Here is a 20,676-nt window from a genome sequence, read left to right as displayed (position 1 = left end):
CGCGAGAATGCGATAAGTGCACCGTCAGCGTAGTTGGCTCGGCGAATCCTGAACCTCTCGAGCGCTCGCAGCGCCTGAGGCGCGCGGTCTGCGCGGCTATCCGACGAGCGAGTCGCATCCAGCTCGGGCCGCCACAATCGCATCCGAGGCCATCAACCGATCGGGCGGCGGGCCGATGCGACGCGGCGGACCGATGCGACCCGGCGGACCGATGCGACCCGGCGGACCGTGCCGACGCGCCGCGGAATCAGCGGTTGCTTACCGCGCCTTCAGCGGCCTCGGCCCACTCACGCCACTGCTTGGCCTGCTCCAGCGCCTTCTCCGCATCGCGCTTATTGCCCGCTGCGGTTGCCTTGGCGGCCTGCTCTTCGAACTGTGCCACCCGCTCGCGGAACTGCGCAGCCCGTGCCATCGCCTCCGGGTCGGTGCGGCGCCACTGGGCGTCCACGGCTTCGCGGACTCGCTTTTCGATAGTGCGCAGCTTGCCTTCCAGTTCCTGGATGCGCTCGCGCGGCACCTTGCCGATCGCGTCCCACTTGTCCTGCAGTTCGCGCAGCGCGGCGCGGGCCGCGTCCAGGTCGTGGGTGGGATCGATGTGTTCGTAGGCGCGCAGTAGCTCTTCCTTGGCGGTCGCGTTGTGCTCGAATTCGGCGTCGCGTTCGGAGACGGCGGCATTGCGCGCCGCGAAGAACACATCCTGGGCGCTCTTGAACCGCCGCCACAGCGCCTCGTCGGCCTCGCGCGGCGCCCGGCCCGCAGCCTTCCACTCGGCGAGCAGGTCGCGGAACACACCGGCCGTGCCGACCCAGTCGGTGGAGCCGGAGAGTTCCTCGGCCCGCACGCAGAGTTCTTCCTTGCGCGTCTTCGCGGCCGCGCGTTCGCGATCGAGTTCGGCGAAGTGCGCGCCACGGCGCCGGTTGAACGCCTCGCGCGCCTTGGAGTAGCGCTTCCACAGCGCGTCGTCGACCTTGCGGTCCACCCCGCGGATCGACTTCCACTCGTCCAGGATTTCGCGCAGCCGATCGCCGGCGGCCTTCCACTGGGTGGATTCGGTCGCGATCTTCTCGGCCTCCGCGCACAGCGCTTCCTTGCGCTCGGTGTGCTCGTGCCTGGCCTTTTCCTTCTCCTCCTTGGCGTGCGCCGCCGCCTCTTCGGAGTGTTCGGCAATGGCCTGCAGCCGTCGGGCCAGGCCGTCGATATCGCCGATGACGGCCGCGGTGGGCAGCGATTCGGCGATGGTGACCGCGGCGGCCTTGGTCTTGCGGGCATCCGCGCCCGCGGCCAGTCGCGCCTCGAGCAGCGCCACCTCGGTGGCTAGGTCGTCGAATCTGCGGCCGAAGTGCGCTAGGCCCTCGGCGGCGTCACCGGCCTGCCAGGAACCGACAATGCGCTCGCCGTCGGCGGTCTTCACCCACGCGGTGCCGTCGTCGTCGACGCGGCCCCAGGCACTGGGATCGGTGACGGTCGGGACGGCGACGGGATGCGGATGCTGTGCGGCCGGACCCGGCGCGGGCTTGACCGCATGCGGCTTCGGATGTGCCGCCGACCCACCCGGTTTGGGGGTCGCGGACGGTTTCGGGGTGGCGGAAGGTTTAGGCGCGGCGGCCTTCGGGGCATCCGAGGGGGGCGGCGTGCTGCCGGGGTTCGCTTTGGCCGTTCCGTTGCTCTCGCGCCCACCCGTCTCCCGGCCACCACCCCTCACTGAATCGCTGCGCGATGCTTGACTCATTGCTCCTCGTCCCTGCCGCGCGTCACGGCTGCCTGGTTACGCCCTAGCTCACTCCATTGAACCCGGTCCGAGCCCTGTAAACCATCGATCAATGCCCTCCGACTGATGATTCCCAGGGAAATCAACCCGTGATGACCTGGGTTGTAGCACCTCGAACACTATCAATCTCGGGCAGGTTTGCGGCAGAGACACTCGAAGCCGGGCCTTCGGGGCCACGGCAGCGGCGGTGTGGATCGCTCGTTCGGCCAACGACTACGGTTACGGCGTGTTCTCCATTGCGGCCCTGGTCCCGTCGCCGCCGATCCTGGTGCCCGAGCTCTGCGGCGGTATCGCGCACGCGGTCGGGACCGATCCCGGCGATGCGCCAGCCGTACTGCGTGCGGCCGCGCTCACCGCTGTGGGCGCGCTGGCCGCGACGACTCGACACTGGACGGTCATCGGAGTGGGCGACGCCGCGCAGGTCGTGGGCCCCGATGCGGTCGGCACCTTCCGCGGTTTCGGTGCGGACGTCCAGGTCGCGCTCTCCGACGACGCGCTATCGCGAGCCCGGCACACTCCCGGCACAGCGGATCCGCAGCAGCCGCTGCCCGCTCTGATCGCCGGGTGGTTGCGTGGACAGATCGCACCCGAGGCGGTGGCCCCGACGACCGTCGTCGCCGCCGACACCCCCGTCGATCGGTGCGCCCGGATCGGCGCGGAACTGCGTACCGCCCTGGACGGCTCACCCGAACCGGCGGGCGTTCTCGTGATCGCCGACGGCGCCGCGACCTTGAGTCTGAAGGCACCCGGCTATCTCGACGAGCGCGCCGCAGGCGTGCAGCGCGAGTTGGACCGGGCGCTGGCGCAGGGCGATACGGGTGGACTGCTCGCTTTGGACCCAGCACTGTGCGCCGAACTGGCACTGTCCGGGCGCGCGGCCTATCAGGTACTCGCCGGATTGTTCGCCGCCGATTCGAAGGCCCCTTCCGTCGAAACCCTCTACAGCGCCGCCCCGTTCGGCGTCGGCTATCAGGTGAGCGTCTGGCGGCCCAGTGCATCGGGCGGTGATTCGTGACCGACTCGCACTCGCATCCGTCGGAGCGGACGCACCCGCAGCCGGACCCGTTGTCCGGCAACGTGCTGACCCCGATCGCCGTCGTCGGCCCCACCGCCACCGGCAAATCCGATCTCGGCTTGGATCTCGCCGAACGTCTCGGCGGCGAAATCGTGAACATCGACGCGATGCAGCTCTACCGCGGCATGGACGTCGGCACCGCGAAACTCCTTCCGGCCGAACGCCGCGACATCCCGCACCATCAACTCGATGTCCTGGACGTGACCGAAACCGCGACCGTCGCCGCCTACCAGGCCGCGGCCAGTGTCGACGTGCGCGAGATCATGGCCCGCGGCCGCACCCCGATCATCGTGGGCGGCTCGATGATGTACGTCCAAGCGCTGCTGGATGATTGGGAGTTTCCGGCCACCGACCCCACGGTCCGCGCGCGCTGGGAGGCGCTACTGGCCGAGCGCGGCGTCGCCGCGGTGCACGATGCGCTGACGAAGGCCGATCCGGCCGCCGCCGCGACCATCCTGCCCACCGACGGCCGCCGCATGGTCCGCGCGCTAGAGGTCGTCGAACTCACCGGCCGCCCGTTCGCCGCCTCCGCGCCAGCCATCGGAAAACCGCGCTGGAACACCGTGATCATCGGCGTCGATCGCGAGACCGCCGAACTAGACGCGCGCATCGAACTGCGCACCGCGCGGATGTTCGAGGCCGGTCTCGTCGACGAAGTACGCGGTCTGATCGAACAGGGCCTGCGCGAGGGCGTCACGGCGCGCCGGGCGATCGGCTACGCACAAGTCCTGTCGTACCTGGACAACGAATACGACCTGAACCACGCACAGGAACGCACCCTGATCGGCACCCGGCGCTATGTCCGGCGGCAGCGCTCGTGGTTCCGCCGCGATCCCCGGGTGCGCTGGGTGGACGGCGCCGATCCCGATCTGGTCGCGACCGTGCTGACCCTGCTCGAGAAAGAACCGATGCCGCAGTGACCCGTCGTGTGAGTACCCGCAATGCCTCGGTGCAGGTGTGGCAGGCGTACCTGAACAACCGCACCAAACGCCACCGCGACGGTCGCTTCCTCGTACAGGGCGTGCGTCCGATCACCCAGGCGATCGCCAACGACTGGCCCCTGGAAACCATGCTCTACCGCCTCGGCACGCCCGAGCTGTCGAGCTGGGCGCGCGAACTGCTGGCGACCAGTGGCGTACCGCAGGTCGGCCTGGTTCCGGAGCTGATGGCCGAACTCGGCGAAAAGTCCTCCGGCATACCGGAATTGGTGGCCGTCGCGATATCGAAACAACCCGAGCTCGATACCTTCGAACCCGGCGAACCCGGTGACGCGGCGCCACCGGTCGTGGTGGTCTTCGACCGGCCCAATTCGCCGGGCAATCTCGGTACCCTCATCCGCTCCGCCGACGCGTTCGGCGCCAGCGGCATTGTCGTCACCGGCCACGGCGCCGACCAATACGACCCGCAGTCGGTCCGCGCGTCCACCGGTTCGCTGTTCGCCATGCCGGTATTCCGTGCCGCCGGGACCGCGCAGGTGCTCGAATTCCGCGACCGGCAGGTGCGGCGCGGCATCCCGACCCGCATCGTCGGTACCGACGAGAACGGCGCGGACGCGGTCTTCGACTACGACTTCACCGAGGCGACCATCCTGGTCGTCGGCAACGAGACCAGCGGCATGAGCGCGGCCTGGCAGCAGGCCTGTGACGATATGGTCTACATCCCGATGGGCGGCACCGCCAGCTCGCTCGGCGCGCCGTCGGCCGCGGCGGTCGCGCTCTACGAAATTTCGCGGCAGCGCCGTACGTTGGTTCGAGGACGATAAGCAGGGAGAATGCGCGACGTGTCGGATATCGAGTTCACCAAGGGGCATGGCACCCAGAACGATTTCGTGGTGCTGCCCGATCCGCAGGTCCGCCTGGACCTGACCCCGGACCGGGTGGCGGCGCTATGCGATCGCCAGCGCGGCCTCGGCGCGGACGGTGTGCTGCGGGTGGCGCGCGCGGGCGCGCTGCGCGATGCCGGTGTGCTCGCCGAGATTCCGGAGGGCGTCGCCGAGTCCGACTGGTTCATGGACTACCGCAATGCCGACGGCTCGATCGCCGAGATGTGCGGCAACGGCGTGCGGGTTTTCGCGCACTATCTGGCGGCGCAGGGACTCGAATCACGTGCGGACTACGTGGTCGGCAGCCGGGCCGGAGCCCGTCCGGTCACCGTGCACAGCGGCGGACCGGTCAACGGTGAGGTGACCGTCGGCATGGGGGTCGTGCGTGAGTTGGGCCCATCGACCGCGACCATCGGCGGCTGGGCATTTCCCGGCATCGGCATCGATGTCGGCAATCCGCACCTGGCCTGTGTCGATGCGAGCCTGTCCGTCGACGCGCTTGCCAAACTCGACCTCACCGTCGCCCCCGGATTCGATCCGGATCTGTTCCCGCAGGGCGTGAATGTCGAGATCGTGACCGGACTGGTCGACGGTGCGGTCGATATGCGCGTCTACGAACGCGGCGTCGGCGAAACCCGTTCCTGCGGAACCGGAACCGTCGCCACCGCGGCGGCCGCCTTGGCCGCCAACGGTTTCCGCATCGCCACCGACAGCGGCGAGGTTCGCGTCCGAGTGCCGGGCGGTGAGGTCACCGTCCGCCTCGCCGAGGGGGTCGCGTGGCTGCGCGGGCCTTCGGTGCTGGTGGCAACCGGTCGGATTGCCGAAAACTGGTGGGCGAGCACGTAGTTCGCTACTCGCGCGGTCTCGGTCCGCACCGGCCCACCGTGCTCCGCAGTGCTCGGAATCAACCAGCACTGAGAACGGAGACGATCAATGCCATCGGGACCGACGCCCAGCAGCGCACGTCGCGTCTTCCCGAACCACCCTGGACAACCTGAGCGGGGTTACGGCCGCGAGCAGGTTGGCCGCCCGACTCGCTGAGCCGAGCGACGATCTACCGCACCCGGACAGCGCGTCGATCGAGGCGCACCGGGAATCGAACTACGTGGTCCCCCCGGGATGATCCGGGGGTGCCGCGCGCGGGCCGCATTGCTGTGCGCGCTGAGGCCGGCCGGGATCACGACCTGCGGATTCGGGTCACGGTTTCCTGGTAGCAGAACCGCGGAGAACGTGTCGGAGTCGGCGGCTCGCCCGAACCGGGGTGAACCACCGGCGTCGGCCGTGTCCGGGATAACCGAATGCACATATGCGAGCTCACGTGGCAGCATGGATGGTGTATGACGAAATCGAAGACTTATGAATTCACTCCGGCCGACGACGACAAGGACCTCGTCGAGGCCGTCGAGGACACGACGGAAGACATCGGTGACGTAGTAGCCGAGCACGCCGCGCGGATGAAGCGGTCCGGGTGGAGCGCCGATCCCACGGTCGGCGAGATGCAGCTCGACGAACGCTCCTCGCTACGTCGTGTCGCCGGTCTGTCCACCGAGCTCACCGATATCACCGAGGTCGAGTACCGGCAGCTGCGCCTGGAACGGGTCGTGCTGGTCGGCGTGTGGACCGCGGGCTCGGCTACCCAGGCCGAGGCCAGCATGGCCGAACTGGCCGCACTCGCCGAGACCGCGGGTTCGGAGGTCCTGGAGGGCCTGATCCAGCGTCGCGACAAGCCGGACCCGGCCACCTACATCGGTTCCGGCAAGGCCGACGAACTGCGCGCCGTGGTGCTCGAATCCGGCGCCGACACCGTGATCTGCGACGGTGAACTGACCCCAGCGCAGCTGACCGCGCTGGAGAAGGTCGTCAAGGTCAAGGTGATCGACCGGACCGCGCTGATCCTGGACATCTTCGCCCAGCACGCCACCTCCAGCGAGGGTAAGGCGCAGGTCTCGCTCGCCCAGATGGAATACATGCTGCCGCGGCTGCGCGGTTGGGGTGAGTCCATGTCCCGGCAGGCCGGTGGTCGAGCCGGTGGCAGCGGTGGCGGTGTCGGTCTGCGTGGTCCCGGTGAGACCAAGATCGAGACCGACCGGCGTCGGATTCGCGAGCGAATGGCCAAGCTGCGCCGCGAGATTCGCGAGATGAAGACCGCGCGCGACACCAAGCGGGCCCGTCGCACGTCCAGCGGCATCCCGTCGGTCGCGATCGTCGGCTATACCAATGCGGGCAAATCCAGTCTGATGAACGCCCTGACCGGCGCGGGCCTACTGGTCCAGGACGCACTGTTCGCGACCCTGGATCCGACCACCCGCCGCGCCGAACTGGACGACGGCCGCGAGGTCGTCTTCACCGACACGGTCGGCTTCGTGCGGCATCTGCCGACTCAGCTGGTCGAGGCGTTCCGATCCACCCTGGAGGAGGTCACCGGCGCCGATCTGCTGCTGCACGTCGTCGACGGCTCCGACGCGCTGCCCGCCGAACAGATCAAGGCGGTCCGCGAGGTGATCACCGACGTGATCAAGCAGTCGGGCACGCCAGCGCCGCCGGAACTGCTGGTGGTCAACAAGATCGATGCGGTCGAACCGGTCGAGCTCACCCGGTTGCGCGCCATGCTGCCCGACGCGTCCTACGTGTCGGCGCGCAAGGGGACCGGCATCCCCGAACTGCGCGAGCGCCTGGCCGAGGTGCTCGGCGGCCTCGATGTCGAGATCAGCGTGCTGCTGCCGTACACCCGTGGCGATCTGCTCGCCCGCATCCACGCGGACGGGCGCATCACCACCTCCGAGCACGAGGAGGGCGGCACCCGGGTGCGCGCCCGAGTTCCGCACGCGCTGGCCGCGGCACTGTCGCAGTACGCGCACGCGGGTGGTTCGGCGCAAACCGATGGATCGGATTCGGTCGAGACCAATGGGTCGTCACGCTGAGCCGTTACGGCATCCAGCGACCGGCGAGCAGTCGGCCACGTCCCTGATGGTGGCCGGGTGGCGGACGCGTCGGCCCAGTTCGCTCACGGACCGGCCGGTCGGTAGCGCATCGCCGGCACATCCGGTGCGACACAGGCGAATTCGTTGCGCTATCGTCATCGAATCGACATCAGGAGGGTTCAATGTCGCATGACCACTCCGGTTCGGCCGATTCCGGTGATCGGCGCTCCGGTGATTCGTCGCTCGCCACGCCAGTGCTGAGTGACGGTGCGCCACTGTCGGTTTCGCTCACCGACACCGATATCCGAGTGCTCGACGCGCTGCTCGCGCCGTTGCGCGCGTGGACGAGCCCGCGGTTCTACGGCTTGGAGAACATTCCGGCCGAGGGCCCGGTATTGCTGGTCGGCAACCACAATCTGATGGGCGGTATCGATGCGCCGCTGCTGCTGCCCGAGGTGCTGCGCCGTCGCGGGCGACTGATCCGCGGGCTGGCCGAGAACGTGCTCATCAACGTGCCCGGCGTCCGCCAGTTGCTGCACCATTTCGGCGCGGTGCGCGGCAACCGCCGCAACTGTCTGGCGCTGCTGGCGCGCGGCGAGGCCGTCATCGTCTTTCCTGGCGGCGGCCGGGAGGCGGTGCGCCGCAAGAACGAGAAGTACGTCCTCAAGTGGGAGGGCCGCTCCGGCTTCGCGCATATGGCGATCGAGGCGGGCGCGCCGATCGTCCCGGTGGCGATGATCGGTGTCGACGACGCCTACGACATCGTCTTCGACGGCGACCACCCGGTCATGCGACCGCTGCGCTGGGCCGTGGAGGCGCTCGGCCTGAACCGGGAGCTGACCCCGCCGCTGCTGCGCGGTGTCGGCCCGACCGGCATTCCGCGCCCCGAGCGTTTCTACTTCTCCGCCGGTGCGCCGATCGACCCGACGCCGTGGCGCGATGCGGTCGATAAACACGTCGCTGCGGTGGAATTGCGCGATGTGGTGCGCAAGGAACTGGAGGAGGAACTGAGGTTCCTGTTCAGTGAGCGCGATCGGGATCCGGGCCGCACACTCCTGGGCCGGCTGCGCAGTCTGTTCTGAGTTCACTCTCGGAGTTGCCGCCGCTCATCGGAATTCCGGGCCGGTGGGGCACACTCGACTGCCCGCACGCCATGCCCGGGGTCGGCTGCCGCGCCAACCAGGTCGCCGTCGGCGGCGTGCTCGGGGCCGCGCGCAACTGTCGCGCGCACAAACCGCAGAACCGGCGGCATCTCCGCTACCTACGACTTCCAGCCCGCCTGAACCCACTCCGGTCTGGCAAGACACGCTGAAGGCGTCGTGGCCGGTGCTGGCGCAGGGCCCGGGGGTGCCTTCGTGATCGCCCGCGTTTGCCGATTTGCTCGCTGAATCGCCTCCACCGGTCCAGGTGAGACGACGATTTCGGGACCGGAAGTGAACGATGGTTCTCGTTCCGGGTACCGTATGTAGCAACGACGGGTCGGTGTGGACCGGCCGTGTGGTCACTAGGAGGTTGGCGTGGAGCGCACACTGTTCGAACCCGAACACGAGCTGTTCCGGGAGTCGTTCCGCAAGTTTCTCGATCAGCACGTCGCGCCGAATCACGCGAAGTGGGAAGAGCAGGGCATCGTCGACCGCGCTGTCTGGCTCGAGGCCGGTAAACAGGGATTCCTCGGCATGGCCATGCCGGAGGAGTACGGCGGCGGCGGGGTCAAGGACTTCCGCTACAACGCGATCGTCGCCGAGGAGTCCGTGCGCGGCCAGTACTCCGGTCTAGGCTTCGCGCTGCACAACGATGTGATCGCCCCCTACCTGCTCGAGCTCGCCAATGACGAGCAGAAGCAGCGTTGGCTGCCGGGCTTCTGTTCCGGCGAGATCATCACCGCCATCGCGATGACCGAACCAGGCACCGGCTCCGACCTCCAGGGCATCAAGACCCGCGCGGTCAAGGACGGCGACGACTGGATCCTCAACGGCGCCAAGACCTTCATCACCAACGGCATCAACTCCGATATCGTCATCGTCGTCGCCCAGACCGATCCGACCAAGGGCGCGATGGGGTTCAGCCTGCTCGTCGTGGAGCGCGGCATGCCCGGCTTCGAACGCGGCCGCAACCTCGACAAGCTCGGCCTCAAGGCCCAGGACACCGCCGAGTTGAGCTTCACCGACGTCCGCGTCCCCGGCAAGAACCTGCTCGGCACCGAGGGCATGGGCTTCATCCACCTGATGCACAACCTGCCGCAGGAACGCCTGTCGATCGCCGTCATGGCGGCCGCGGCCATGGAAGCCTGCCTGGATATGACCATCCAGTACGTCCGCGACCGCAAGGCCTTCGGCAAGCCGATCGGCGCACTGCAGAACACCCGCTTCGTGCTGGCCGAACTGGCCACCAAGACCACCGCCGTCCGCGTCCTGGTGGACCGCTTCATCGAAGATCTCAACGCGGGCAAGCTCTCCGTCGAGGACGCCGCCATGGCCAAATGGTGGAGCACCGAGGAACAGCTCGACCTCATCGACCGCTGCCTGCAACTGCACGGCGGCTATGGCTACATGAAGGAATACCCGATCGCCAAGGCGTACATGGACGCTCGCGTCCAGACCATCTACGGCGGCACCACCGAGATCATGAAGGAAATCATCGGGCGTTCGCTGAAACTGTCCTGACCGCAGCCGGTTTCGACTCCAGTCGGCGGCGCTCGCCCCGCCTCCGGCTGGAGTGCCCCCGCCGAGATCGACTCGGCCGATAGCGGATCGGTTTGCATCATCGGCCGAACTTGTCTAGTCCTGTAATCGGGCCATCGAGGCTCGAGCGGCAGGCACAGCGAGCTCCGCGGACCATCGACGGAAGACGGGTTGGGCACAGTGATCGAGCGGGTCGCCGGGCAGGGGCGCCAAGAGGTACACACCTTCGGGACAAGCGGATTCGCGACGACAACCGACGGCCGTCGGCTGCACTATATGGTGCGCGGAACGGGTGGGCCGACCGTTGTCTTCGAGTCGGGGATGGGATTTTCGCGCTCGATCTGGGGGTTGGTGCAGCCTGTGGTGGCCGAGCGCGTACGCGCCGTTGTCTACGATCGGTCCGGGACGGGGCGCAGCGATGACGATCCGCGACCGCGCACGCTCGACCGGATGGCCGACGATCTCGCCGCGGTTCTTCGGGAACTGGGGGATGGGCCCGTCATCCTCGTCGGGCACAGTTGGGGCGGCCCCATCGTGCGGGTCGCCGCGCGGGCGAATCCCGCAGGCGTTCAAGGCATCGTGCTGGTCGACCAGAGCGATGAGAATTGCGAACTGTATTTCCTGCCCTCGGCGCGGAAGCGGTATGCGATGACCCGGGTCCTCATGCCCGCGCTCGCCGGATCCGGCCTGTATCGGCTGCTCGGCAGCCGGATGGGCGGTAGGCAACCCGCCGACGTCGCCGCCGAGCATCGCGCCGAGGACTTCACGATGCGAGCCGCGCGAACCATGATCGCCGAACAGGACCAATTCACCGAGGGTCTGCGAAACCTCCGCGAACAGCCCCACGAACTCGGTGCGCTCGAGGTCAGCGTCATTACCGGAACGAAACTGCCACGGCTCGACAAGACGACCCGAACAGCGCTGACCGCCGCGCATCGCCGTACCGCGGCCGCCTTCCCCAACGGTCGACTGGTCCAGGCGCAGCGCTCGGGTCATCTCATCATGTTCACCGAACCGGAGCTGATCGTCGAGGAGATCCTGCGCATCACGGACACCGACTAGGACTACGGACCGATCGTCTCCGCCGCCGGCTGAGTGGGCTGACTGTCCAGCAGGGCAGCGATGGTCGCGGGCGTCCAGCCGAGATCCGCGCCGGGGCGAGTGGCGAGGTAGGTGGCGATTTCCTCGACGGCCCATGCGTGGGACTCGGTGAGGCCCGCCGCGAGATGGCGGATGTAGGTGGCAGCGGGCGGGTTGCCGGGCAGGTCGGTGTAGCGCCAGGGCGCGGTGATGGTGAAGACCGGATGGCCTTCGAAAGTGCCTGTGCAGACGAGGGTTTCGTAGCGGCCGGGCCCAATGGTCAGGCGGCCGTTGGTGATTGCCTCGGTCAGGTCCAGGTCGGTGCCGGGTGCTCGGTACATCTCCTGGGCGGCGATATCGGAGAACTGGGCGATGGTGACGAGGTGGGCGCGGGCGGGGGTCTCGCCGGGGGCGTCGGGGTCGTAGAAGGCTCGGCCGCCGGTCCAGGTCAGTGATTCGGTGGCGAAGTACTGCAGGCCCGCAAGTGTGATCGGGACCGAGCGCAGCGGTTCGGCCCGGTCACGACAGCCGGGCAGTGTCATTGCGCCGCCGTCGGGTGTGCCTCCGGCGAGGTAGCAGCGAAAGCGGCTCAGATGCATATTCGAGCCGTAGGACGCGTACCACACGGTGGCGGTCATGGCGCTGGTCCGGGCATCACACCCACCTTCGATTCGAAATCGCCTATGAATCGAGCATGCCACGCTTGGGCCAGCCGCGCCGGAGGGCGGGCTTTCTCAGCCGCGCCGGGCCACCGTGAGCACATCCGGCACCATCGAATTCGGCATCGGCCGACGCACCGGCCGCTGCTCGGTGATGGTGAATCCGGCCGCCTCGACCAGCGAGCGCATCTCGTCCGGCGGCGGGAAGTACGCCAGACCCTGCACCGCGGGCGGCTGCAATGCCATGGCCCACCGGCTGCGCGGGTTATTGATCACGATCGCGAGCAATCCGTCGGGAACCAGTATCCGATGGAACTCCGCGAGCGCCGCCGCATGGTCAAAGAAGTGGAACGCATGCGTGGACACCACCGCCTCCACCGCCTCGTCGGGCAACCCGAGATCTTCGGCCTGCCGATTACGCCACTGCACTTGGTCCGAACGCGACCTCGCCTGCTTCAACATTCCCACTGACGCGTCGCAGCCGTACACCACCTCCGGCCGCAATTCGTATGCGATGCGCGAGGCGAGAATGCCGGTGCCGCAACCGACATCGGCGATCCGCCGCGCCCCGCTGCGCCGCAACTGAGCGATGATCTCGTCCTGCGGCGGGCGATAGGCCAGACGCTGCAGGATCGGGAAGTTGTAGAGCTGGGCGGCCCGGTTCCACCCGTGCGTCACCAGCCCGTTGAGGGCCCGCGCGGGCGCGTGTTGCATGGCAGACATCGTTGTCCCTTTCCGAAGGTTTAGCCCAGCCTAAGTTGTCTGAGACAGATTGGGAAGCCCCTGACCGGGGCGGATGCGAATTTTTCGCAAAGAGTGATATGTCAGTCAGGTAAGCGTTACTGTCTCAGCAGGGCAAGACGCAAGGTGGGGTCAAGTTGGCGCTCGTTGACAGGGTGGCTCGATTACCGGAGCCAATTATCAGGTGGGGGCTGGATCTGGTCTTCTCCGGGCTGCGTACCTTCGGCCGGGCGCTGCAACTCACAGTGGCGGCCTTCGGGTACCTGGTCCGCGACATTGTCGCGCTGCGCCATCCGTGGCGCGAGACGATTCAGCAGGGTTGGTTCATCGTCAGTGTCACCGCCATTCCGGCTGTGCTGGTGGCGATTCCGTTCGGTGTCATCGTCTCGGTCCAGGTCGGCAGCCTCACCCAGCAGGTGGGCGCGACCTCGGTGGCGGGCGCGGCGGGCGGGCTCGGGGTGATCCGGCAGGGCGCGCCGATGGTGACCGCGCTGCTGCTCGGCGGCGCGGCGGGTTCGGCGATCGCGTCGGATCTGGGCGCGCGCACCATCCGTGAAGAGGTGGACGCCATGCGCACCATGGGGATCGACCCGGTGCGGCGGCTGGTCGCCCCGCGCTTGGCGGCGATGATTCTGCTGACTCCGCTGCTGTGCCTGCTGATCATCTTCATGGGCGTCTTCACCGGCTATGTGATAGCCGTCGGATTCCAAGGCGTCACGCCGGGCAGCTATCTGTCCTCGTTCGCGGCCTTCGCATCGATGGGTGATCTGGTCGTGGCGATCGTGAAGTCGGTGATCTTCGGCGTCATCGTATTGATCGTGGCCTGCCAGCGCGGTCTGGAGGCGCATTCGGGACCGAAGGGGGTCGCCAATGCGGTGAATGCCGCCGTGGTGATCGGGGTGATGGCGGCCTTCGGCGTCAATCTCGTGATCACCCAGCTGGTTTCGATGTTCATCCCGCAGCGGGTGGGCTGATGGTCGAGGTACCCGCGCGCTATCAACCCTTCGGAACGGCGGGCCGGGTTGCCGCGAGCGGCGTCCGCGCGCCGATGACCGTGCTCGAATCCCTTGGTCATCAAGTGACTTTCGTCGCGCAGGTGCTGGCCGCGGTGCCGCATACACTGCGCGCCTATCGCCGCCAGACCATGCTCGTGCTCACCGATATCACCTGGGGCAGTGGCGCTTTGATCGTCGGCGGCGGCACCGTGGCGGTGCTGATCTTCCTCGGCGTCGCGGTCGGCGGTTCCATCGGGGTGGAGGGTTTCACGGCGTTGAATATGGTCGGCATGGGTCCGCTGACCGGATTCGTCTCCGCCTACGCCAATACCCGGGAGATGGCGCCGATGGTGGCCGCGATCGGCTTCGCCGCCCAGGCGGGCTGCCGGATGACCGCCGAGATCGGCGCCATGCGCATCTCCGAGGAGATCGACGCGCTGGAAGCCATTGGCATCCGGCCGATTCCGTTCGTGGTGACCACCCGGGTAATCGCGGGAGTCATCACCATCGTGCCGCTGTTCCTGCTGACGCTGATCCTCAGCTACCTGTCGTGCGCGGTGGTGGTGAATGTGCTGCACGGCCAATCCTCGGGCACCTACTACCACTACTTCGACGCCTTCCTGCAACCCGGTGACGTCCTCGCCTCGCTGGTCAAGGCGACCGTTTTCGTGGTGATGATCATCCTGATCCACGGCTACCAGGGCTTCTACGCCACCGGCGGGCCCGAGGGCGTCGGCCGGGCCTCCGGGCGCGCGATCCGGGCCAGCCTGGTGCTGGTGGTTATCGCGGACATGATCATGACGATCGCGTTCTGGGGACTCGATGTCGGCATCAGGATTTCGGGGTAGCCATGCCGGTCTTTCGTGATTATTCCGGACGGTCGGCGCGACCGTGGGCGCTGCGGGCGCGCGGGCTGCTCGTCGCCGCTGTCATTGTCGTTGCGGGCCTGGTCATTACGAACTACGCCCAGGGTAAATTCGCCGACCGCTTCACCATCACCATCGACGCGGCAACCCTCGGTGAGGGCCTCGCGCCGGGTGCGGAGGTGAAGTTCCACAGCTTCGCGATCGGCACGGTGCGCCGTGTCGATACCGTCGGCTACGGCCATCAGCGCATCGTGCTGGAATTGGATCGAACCCAGGCCGCGGCGCTCACCGACGATGTCTCCGCGCGCTTCAGCTCCTCGAATGTCTTCGGCTCCAGTGCCATCGAGTTGGTGACCGAGGGTAAGGGCGCGCCGCTGCGCGAGAACGCCACCCTCTCGATCGGCGAGAATGCCGCGAACGCGACGGTGGCGAGCGTATTCCGGCGCGCGGCCCGGCTGGCGCAGGTGCTCGACTCCGATGACGTGCGCAAGGTCTTCGACCTGCTGATCGACAATTCCGCGACGCTGGGCCCGACGGTTTCGGCCTTCTTCGATATGGCGCGTGTGCTCGCCGACAACCAGCGCGCGCCATTGGCGCACTACCTCGATATCGGCGCGCAGACCTCGGTCGGCGTCGCCGAGACCACGCCGTCGGCGGTGGATGTCATTCTCGGAGTCCTCGACCACAGTGCGTATTTCGGCGATTCGGTCAATCGGGAGCGCACCCGCAAATCGGTGTCGGGGGTGAGCGAGAAGCTGGTCGTCGCGGTCGCGGATCTGCTGCGGGACAAGAACCCGAATCTGGCAGAGATCATCGATACGCTGCTGGATCTGGTCGTGCCGATCGCCGCATCGATCGGTTCCGTCGCGCCCGCTTATCACCGCGTTCCCGAGCTCATCGACGCCATCGGCTCCGCCTTCCCGGTCGTCGACGGCCGGGTGCAGCTTCAGCTCGAGGTGATCGTGAAAAACATGCCCTACCTTGCCGAGTCGCTGATCGGGGGTGCGCGATGAACCCGGTGGCGAGTGCGTCGGTGAAGTTGGCGGTCTTCGTGGCCATTGTCTCGGTGTGTTCGGCATTCGTCATTGCCGCACTGAAGGTTCCGGTACCCGAGACCGATATCTCCTACAGCGCGCTATTCACCGATATCTCCGGACTATACGAGGGCGATACCGTGCGCATGTCCGGCGTGGCGGTGGGCCGGATCGAATCCGTCGAGCTGGCAGGCACGCTCGCCCGCGTCCGATTCACCGTCGACAAGAACCGCCCGGTCTACGACAACACCCAGGTGGCGGTCCGCTATCAGAACCTGATCGGGCAGCGCTATATCGAGCTGGTGCACCAGCAGCCCGCTGGCGCGCGGCTGGCCTCGGGAGCCACGATCCCGGTCGAGCGCACCATCCCCAGTTTCGATGTGTCCAAACTGTTCAACGGATTCAAGCCGTTGTTCAGCACTCTCGATACCGCTCAGCTGAATCAGTTCGGGCAGAACCTGCTTCGCGTCCTGAACGGTGACGGCACCGGCATCGGTCCCGTGCTAGCGGACCTCGACCACCTCACCGCCTACGCCAAGGATCGCGAGGCGCTGATCGTGCTGTTGATTCGCAATCTCGGCTCGATCTCCGGCGAGATCGGCGGAAAGTCCGCCGCCGTCGGCGATCTCGTGAAACAGCTCGGTGGCATCCTGCGCCAGTTCAGCACCAAGACCTCCACTCTGGTAACCGCCGTCGAGGAGGCGAATCGCACGATGGCGCCGCTGGTTCCGCTATTGGAGGAGCTACAGGGCGCCTACGACGACAGCTACGGACCGTTGGACGGGCTGCTGCGCAGGCTGCTGCCGCAGACCGACCAGATCGTCGAAGTGCTATCGCTGATGCCGGGACTGCTCACCGGTTTGAACAATTCGCTGCTCGGAAATAGCACGCCGCCAAGGACTTTCACCTGTAGTGCGGGCGAGGCCGCGATTCCCGGGATCGGTCGGGTCGTGCTCGGTAATCAGAAGCTGGTGGTGTGCCAATGATCCGGTATGCGGTCGCCACGATCGGCGAATTGATCGCCGCGGTGCTCGGCAAGCACGCCGAGGGTAAGCAATCGCGCAGGCAATTGCGCTGGGGGATCGCGGGTGTCGTGGTCAGCGTCGTCGCACTGTTGGCCGCCGGTGTCGTGTACGCGGTCCCATTCGGGGAAGACGCCTACATTGCGGACTTCCGCAGTTCCGGGGGTGCGCGCTCGGGCGATGAGGTGCGCATCGCCGGCATCAAGGTCGGGCAGGTGCGCTCGGTCCGGTTGGCGGGCGATCATGTCGAGGTGCGTTTCGGCGTGGATCGCGGGGTGCGCGTCGGCGATAAGTCCGCGGTGCAACTGAAGATGCTGACCCCGATCGGCGGGCACTATCTGTCGCTGAGTCCGGCGGGTACCGAACCCCTTGGCGATAAGCACATTCCGCCGGAGCGCACGCTGACGCCGTTCGAACTGACCGATGTCCTCGAGACCGCGACGCCGGCGGTGCGCGATGTGGACGGCGCGACACTGCGCGCGACCATCGCGCAGGTGAACCGGGCGCTGGCCGGTCAGCCGGATGCGATCCGCGCTATCGTCGGCAACTTCACCGAGCTCAGCGATGTGCTCGCCAACCGCTCCGGGCAGTTGGACGCGGCGCTGGCGGTCTCCGACGAATACATCGGCGCCATCACCAACGATCGGGAAGTGCTCGCCGATTTCGTCCGCCAACTCGGTGTCGTCGCGGTGGTGCTCGGCCAGCGCAAGGTCGAGGTGGTCAGGGTGTTCAACCTATTGAAGCGGCTGTTCCTGGTGGTGCACCGCCCGGTCATGGCGTATGGGGACTCGCTCGAGCCTTCGGTGACGCAGCTGGAGGAGCTGTTCAACAAGCTGGTCCAGGATCCGGCTCGCATCGATACCGTCGTCACCGGCATCAAGGATTTCATGACCAAGATCTCGGCCATGCTCGGCGTCGACGGCGTGACCGTCGACCAATCGGCCAGCGTGCTGCAGGGGCCGCAGCTCTGTATTCCGTTCGAAGGCAAGGCCTGCTGATGCGCAGACGAGGCAAGGCGGTAGTGGTCGCGGTGGCGTTCGCATCGGTGGTCGCGATCGGGGCGACGGGTGCGTCCTCGGTGTCGTACTTGTATCGGCCGCAACAGCAGATCTGCGCCGAATTCGCCGATACCGTCGGGCTCTATCCGGGCAATAACGTGACCGTGCTCGGCGTCGAGGTCGGCACGGTCTCGGCCATCGAGCCGCGCGGTGATCGCATGCGGGTCTCGATGAAGGTCGCCGACAGCATTGCCCTGCCCGCGGATGTCGGTGCGGTCACATTGTCGAGTTCGATCGTCACCGACCGCCGCGTCGAGCTCACCAAGTCCTATACCGGCGGCGCGAAATTCGATTCGGCACAGTGTATTCCGCTGGAGCGGACCAGGACTCCGATCGGCATCAGCGAGGCGCTGGACGCGGTGGGCAGACTCTCCTCCGATCTCCTCGGCGGACAGTCCGCGGCGGGCGGCCGTCCCGGCGACGCACTACTCGACGACACCCTCACCGCCGCCGACCGCGCCTTCGCTGGCACCGGTCAACAGTGGAATACGTTGATGGCCAGGCTTTCCCAGTTGGTGGGCAATCCGGCCGACCGCGATGTGGTCTTCCGCCGGCTCATCGACAACCTCGATCAACTCGTCACCATGTTCGTCACCAATTGGCCGGATATGCAGACGCTGCTGGACAATTTGAAGGACGGCATCCAGATGATCGACGGGGTCTGCACCGAGTTCTCCCAGGCGATCGACCTGGCCGTGCAGTTCCTGCCCGTTATTGCCCGCAATGTCGACAAATACGATCAGCAGGCCTACGGCTTCCTCGATCAGGCGATGCCGGTGATCGAACAGATCACCCGGCGCTCCGGCGATATCTCCGACATCCTGCTGCACGTGCCGCAGGTCGCCGGAGCCCTCGGCGCGCTCTTCGACGCGAATCTCGGTGCCGCCAGAATCGACTATCGCCCACCGCGATTCGAACAGACCGTGGGTGGCAAGACCAGCGAAGTCGGTCTGGCGCAGGTGATCCTGGGAGCTCCCCGATGAGACGAATGATCCCAGCCCTGCTCGCGGCCCTGTTCCTGGTGGCGGGCTGCGGTGTGCGCGCGACCGACATCCCGATTCCCGGAACCTATCTCACCGGCGATAAGTACACGATCACCATCGAATTCGGTTCCGTGCTGAATCTGCCCGACCGGGCCAAGGTGATCTCCGAGGGCGTGGAAGTCGGTGTGCTGCAACACATCGACCTGGTCGGTGATACCGCCATCGCGACGGTCGAGCTGAAAAGCGATGTGCAACTGCCGAAGTCGACCAAGGCCGAACTGCGCCAGAGCACCATCCTCGGCGATATCCACATCGCACTGGAGGCGCCGAAGAACGCGGGCGCCCCCTTCCTGCGCGATGGCGACGTGATCCCGATGTCGCAGACCTTGCCCGCCACCAATGTCGAGGACATCCTGCGCGCACTGTCGAATATCGTGACCGGCGGCCGCTGGGCCGATATGCAGGGCGTCATCACCCAGCTCAATGCCGCCCACCCGACCGATCCGGCCGAACTCGACCGCATCCTGGCCGGTGGGCGCAATGCGCTGCGCGATCTCGCCGCCAATACCGATGACCTCGATCGGATCCTGCGGTCCGCGGCCGCGGTCACCACCACGCTGGAGGCCGATAAGAGCGGCGTCGACCGCACCCTCACCTTCGGGCCCAGCCGTGCCGAAGGTCTCGCCGATGTCCTGCTCGGCGTGGTGGACACGATCGTGAAGGCCGGCGCGCTCGCCCACAATGTGGGCGATCTGGCGTTGCCGCTCGTCGGTGATCTGCACCAGATCATCGGCATCATCGCTCCGACCGCGCTCACCATCGCCTCGGCCGACACCACAGTCGCGATGAACGCCGAATTGGTGAACAAGCTGCTGCGGGACAAGCTGATTCCGTTCTTCAGCGCACCGCCCGATATCCGGGTGCGGCAGGTCAGCGCCGCCGCGGTGCACACCGATGCCGAAGTCCGTTCGGATCAGCTGATCCAGGTGCTGCGTTCGATGGGGATGGTCCGATGAAGCTGTCCGGCCCGGTCTCGCTGATCCTGCTGACGGTGATGACACTGGTATGCGCCACCTACATGATCGTCGGCGTGCTGGACATGGATCCGCGCAAGGACACCAATTCCATGACGGTGTTGATGGTTTCGTCAGGTGGGCTGATGCCGACCTCCGAGGTGGACCTGCGCGGCATGCCGATCGGGCGGGTCCGGGCGATCACCGCGACGGCCGCAGGGCTGGCCGTGCGGATCGAGGTGGACGCGAAATATCGACTGCCCCGCGACAGTGCGGTGCGCATCAGCAACCTGTCGGCGGCGGGGGAGCAGTTCATGGACTTCCGCCCGGCCACGACGAAGGGCCCGTATCTCGGTGACGGCAGCGTGATTCCGGCCGCGCAGGTGAAGATCGCCACCACGGTCAGTGACGCACTCGCCAATATGGACGCGCTCTCGGCGCAGATCGATCCGGATAAGGTCACCCGGCTGGCGAGCACACTGTCGGAGGGCTTCGCGGGGCGTCGGGCCGATGTCGAGAACCTCACGCGCGCATTGACTCTCGTGGGTCAGATGCTGCGGGACAAGCGCGATGCGCTGACCCGGCTGTACCTGAACGGGCAGACCCTCGGTGACCACTTCCAGGGCTACGGCCCGAAAATCGGTGACGTGCACGGCGATATCGACCGTGGACTGCCCAATGTGCTGCATCTGATCCGGTCCTTCCAGGACTACTCCTACGCAGGTGAAAACGTGTGGGACAACTCGATCGGACCGCTGGTGCAGAAGATCGACGAATACCTGGGGCTGCTCGGACCGGACCTGGCGTATCTGGCCACGGTGCTGAAACCGGCGACGTCGGTGATCAAACCGCTACGCGTGGACGCGGGTTCGATCATCGACCTCCTGTCGACCGTCTTCTCGGCGGGCGGCCCCGCGCGGGTCACGGTCGAGTTCCCGAAGTAGCGAAGTGAGGAAAG

At 66.9% G+C, this 20,676-nt stretch carries 19 protein-coding genes; 16 read left to right on the top strand and 3 right to left on the bottom strand.

Going from position 1 to position 20,676, the window contains the following annotated elements:
- Nucleotides 1-247: 247 nt before the first annotated feature.
- Nucleotides 248-1,729, bottom strand: coding sequence for a DUF349 domain-containing protein (locus ACHQ4I_RS41115; RefSeq protein ID WP_420777326.1), 1,482 nt, complete (start codon nt 1,727-1,729; stop codon nt 248-250).
- Between the two features lie 265 nt (nt 1,730-1,994).
- Here ACHQ4I_RS41115 and ACHQ4I_RS41110 point away from each other — a divergent pair, with 265 nt between their 5' ends.
- From ACHQ4I_RS41110 to ACHQ4I_RS41075, 8 genes are all read left to right on the top strand, one after another.
- Nucleotides 1,995-2,783 (top strand): class III extradiol ring-cleavage dioxygenase family protein, encoded by a 789-nt coding sequence (locus ACHQ4I_RS41110; protein WP_420777325.1) that lies wholly within the window; start codon nt 1,995-1,997, stop codon nt 2,781-2,783.
- Nucleotides 2,784-2,845: 62 nt separating this feature from the next.
- Nucleotides 2,846-3,763 carry a tRNA (adenosine(37)-N6)-dimethylallyltransferase MiaA gene (gene miaA, locus ACHQ4I_RS41105; protein WP_420777456.1) on the top strand — a complete coding sequence of 306 codons (918 nt, stop codon included), beginning with the start codon at nt 2,846-2,848 and terminating at the stop codon, nt 3,761-3,763.
- On the top strand, nt 3,760-4,605 hold the full coding sequence (locus tag ACHQ4I_RS41100) for a TrmH family RNA methyltransferase (protein WP_420777324.1): 846 nt from the start codon (nt 3,760-3,762) through the stop codon (nt 4,603-4,605). The genes miaA and ACHQ4I_RS41100 overlap by 4 nt, the downstream gene beginning before the upstream one ends.
- A gap of 27 nt (nt 4,606-4,632) precedes the next feature.
- A complete protein-coding gene (dapF, locus tag ACHQ4I_RS41095; RefSeq protein WP_420777455.1) occupies nt 4,633-5,511 on the top strand; it encodes a diaminopimelate epimerase in 879 nt (292 codons plus the stop codon).
- A gap of 608 nt (nt 5,512-6,119) precedes the next feature.
- Nucleotides 6,120-7,586, top strand: a complete 1,467-nt coding sequence (gene hflX / locus ACHQ4I_RS41090; RefSeq protein WP_420777454.1) for a GTPase HflX — start codon at nt 6,120-6,122, stop codon at nt 7,584-7,586.
- Nucleotides 7,587-7,768: 182 nt separating this feature from the next.
- On the top strand, nt 7,769-8,668 hold the full coding sequence (locus ACHQ4I_RS41085; RefSeq protein WP_420777323.1) for a lysophospholipid acyltransferase family protein: 900 nt from the start codon (nt 7,769-7,771) through the stop codon (nt 8,666-8,668).
- A gap of 435 nt (nt 8,669-9,103) precedes the next feature.
- On the top strand, nt 9,104-10,249 hold the full coding sequence (locus ACHQ4I_RS41080) for an acyl-CoA dehydrogenase family protein (protein ID WP_420777322.1): 1,146 nt from the start codon (nt 9,104-9,106) through the stop codon (nt 10,247-10,249).
- Nucleotides 10,250-10,447: 198 nt separating this feature from the next.
- On the top strand, nt 10,448-11,329 hold the full coding sequence (locus tag ACHQ4I_RS41075; RefSeq protein WP_420777453.1) for an alpha/beta fold hydrolase: 882 nt from the start codon (nt 10,448-10,450) through the stop codon (nt 11,327-11,329).
- A 2-nt stretch (nt 11,330-11,331) separates the two neighbouring features.
- On the opposite strand, the gene ACHQ4I_RS41070 is transcribed toward ACHQ4I_RS41075, so the two are convergent.
- Nucleotides 11,332-11,985, bottom strand: a complete 654-nt coding sequence (locus ACHQ4I_RS41070) for a histone deacetylase (protein WP_420777321.1) — start codon at nt 11,983-11,985, stop codon at nt 11,332-11,334.
- 96 nt (nt 11,986-12,081) lie between these two features.
- Nucleotides 12,082-12,729, bottom strand: a complete 648-nt coding sequence (locus tag ACHQ4I_RS41065; RefSeq protein ID WP_420777320.1) for a class I SAM-dependent methyltransferase — start codon at nt 12,727-12,729, stop codon at nt 12,082-12,084.
- Nucleotides 12,730-12,884: 155 nt separating this feature from the next.
- Between ACHQ4I_RS41065 and ACHQ4I_RS41060 the strand changes: the two genes are divergently transcribed.
- The 8 genes from ACHQ4I_RS41060 to ACHQ4I_RS41025 are packed head-to-tail and all read left to right on the top strand — an operon-like array spanning nt 12,885 to nt 20,662.
- Nucleotides 12,885-13,721 (top strand): MlaE family ABC transporter permease, encoded by an 837-nt coding sequence (locus ACHQ4I_RS41060; RefSeq protein WP_420777319.1) that lies wholly within the window; start codon nt 12,885-12,887, stop codon nt 13,719-13,721.
- On the top strand, nt 13,721-14,590 hold the full coding sequence (locus tag ACHQ4I_RS41055; RefSeq protein WP_420777318.1) for an MlaE family ABC transporter permease: 870 nt from the start codon (nt 13,721-13,723) through the stop codon (nt 14,588-14,590). Before ACHQ4I_RS41060 ends, ACHQ4I_RS41055 begins: the two co-directional genes overlap by 1 nt.
- 2 nt (nt 14,591-14,592) lie before the next feature.
- On the top strand, nt 14,593-15,621 hold the full coding sequence (locus tag ACHQ4I_RS41050) for an MlaD family protein (RefSeq protein ID WP_420777317.1): 1,029 nt from the start codon (nt 14,593-14,595) through the stop codon (nt 15,619-15,621).
- Nucleotides 15,618-16,628, top strand: a complete 1,011-nt coding sequence (locus ACHQ4I_RS41045) for an MCE family protein (RefSeq protein ID WP_420777316.1) — start codon at nt 15,618-15,620, stop codon at nt 16,626-16,628. The genes ACHQ4I_RS41050 and ACHQ4I_RS41045 overlap by 4 nt, the downstream gene beginning before the upstream one ends.
- Nucleotides 16,625-17,662, top strand: a complete 1,038-nt coding sequence (locus tag ACHQ4I_RS41040) for an MCE family protein (RefSeq protein ID WP_420777315.1) — start codon at nt 16,625-16,627, stop codon at nt 17,660-17,662. Before ACHQ4I_RS41045 ends, ACHQ4I_RS41040 begins: the two co-directional genes overlap by 4 nt.
- Complete coding sequence (locus tag ACHQ4I_RS41035; RefSeq protein ID WP_420777314.1) at nt 17,662-18,705, top strand: MCE family protein; 1,044 nt, start codon at nt 17,662-17,664, stop codon at nt 18,703-18,705. Before ACHQ4I_RS41040 ends, ACHQ4I_RS41035 begins: the two co-directional genes overlap by 1 nt.
- Nucleotides 18,702-19,721 carry an MlaD family protein gene (locus tag ACHQ4I_RS41030; protein ID WP_420777313.1) on the top strand — a complete coding sequence of 340 codons (1,020 nt, stop codon included), beginning with the start codon at nt 18,702-18,704 and terminating at the stop codon, nt 19,719-19,721. The genes ACHQ4I_RS41035 and ACHQ4I_RS41030 overlap by 4 nt, the downstream gene beginning before the upstream one ends.
- Nucleotides 19,718-20,662 (top strand): MlaD family protein, encoded by a 945-nt coding sequence (locus ACHQ4I_RS41025; protein WP_420777312.1) that lies wholly within the window; start codon nt 19,718-19,720, stop codon nt 20,660-20,662. The genes ACHQ4I_RS41030 and ACHQ4I_RS41025 overlap by 4 nt, the downstream gene beginning before the upstream one ends.
- Nucleotides 20,663-20,676 lie beyond the last annotated feature (14 nt).

The sequence above is a fragment of the Nocardia nepalensis genome, from assembly GCF_048910785.1.
Taxonomy (GTDB): Bacteria; Actinomycetota; Actinomycetes; order Mycobacteriales; family Mycobacteriaceae; genus Nocardia; species Nocardia nepalensis.
This window is presented reverse-complemented; position numbering and strand designations above follow the sequence as displayed.

Excerpts from the sequence above, each read along its gene's own strand:
- hflX (WP_420777454.1), top strand. The coding sequence starts at position 6,120 with ATGAAGCGGTCCGGGTGGAGCGCCGATCCCACGGTCGGCGAGATGCAG.
- ACHQ4I_RS41035 (WP_420777314.1), top strand. The coding sequence starts at position 17,662 with ATGCGCAGACGAGGCAAGGCGGTAGTGGTCGCGGTGGCGTTCGCATCG.
- ACHQ4I_RS41115 (WP_420777326.1), bottom strand. The coding sequence starts at position 1,729 with ATGAGTCAAGCATCGCGCAGCGATTCAGTGAGGGGTGGTGGCCGGGAG.
- ACHQ4I_RS41045 (WP_420777316.1), top strand. The coding sequence starts at position 15,618 with ATGAACCCGGTGGCGAGTGCGTCGGTGAAGTTGGCGGTCTTCGTGGCC.
- ACHQ4I_RS41025 (WP_420777312.1), top strand. The coding sequence starts at position 19,718 with ATGAAGCTGTCCGGCCCGGTCTCGCTGATCCTGCTGACGGTGATGACA.
- ACHQ4I_RS41030 (WP_420777313.1), top strand. The coding sequence starts at position 18,702 with ATGAGACGAATGATCCCAGCCCTGCTCGCGGCCCTGTTCCTGGTGGCG.
- ACHQ4I_RS41040 (WP_420777315.1), top strand. The coding sequence starts at position 16,625 with ATGATCCGGTATGCGGTCGCCACGATCGGCGAATTGATCGCCGCGGTG.
- ACHQ4I_RS41085 (WP_420777323.1), top strand. The coding sequence starts at position 7,769 with ATGTCGCATGACCACTCCGGTTCGGCCGATTCCGGTGATCGGCGCTCC.
- ACHQ4I_RS41050 (WP_420777317.1), top strand. The coding sequence starts at position 14,593 with ATGCCGGTCTTTCGTGATTATTCCGGACGGTCGGCGCGACCGTGGGCG.
- ACHQ4I_RS41065 (WP_420777320.1), bottom strand. The coding sequence starts at position 12,729 with ATGTCTGCCATGCAACACGCGCCCGCGCGGGCCCTCAACGGGCTGGTG.
- ACHQ4I_RS41070 (WP_420777321.1), bottom strand. The coding sequence starts at position 11,985 with ATGACCGCCACCGTGTGGTACGCGTCCTACGGCTCGAATATGCATCTG.
- ACHQ4I_RS41055 (WP_420777318.1), top strand. The coding sequence starts at position 13,721 with ATGGTCGAGGTACCCGCGCGCTATCAACCCTTCGGAACGGCGGGCCGG.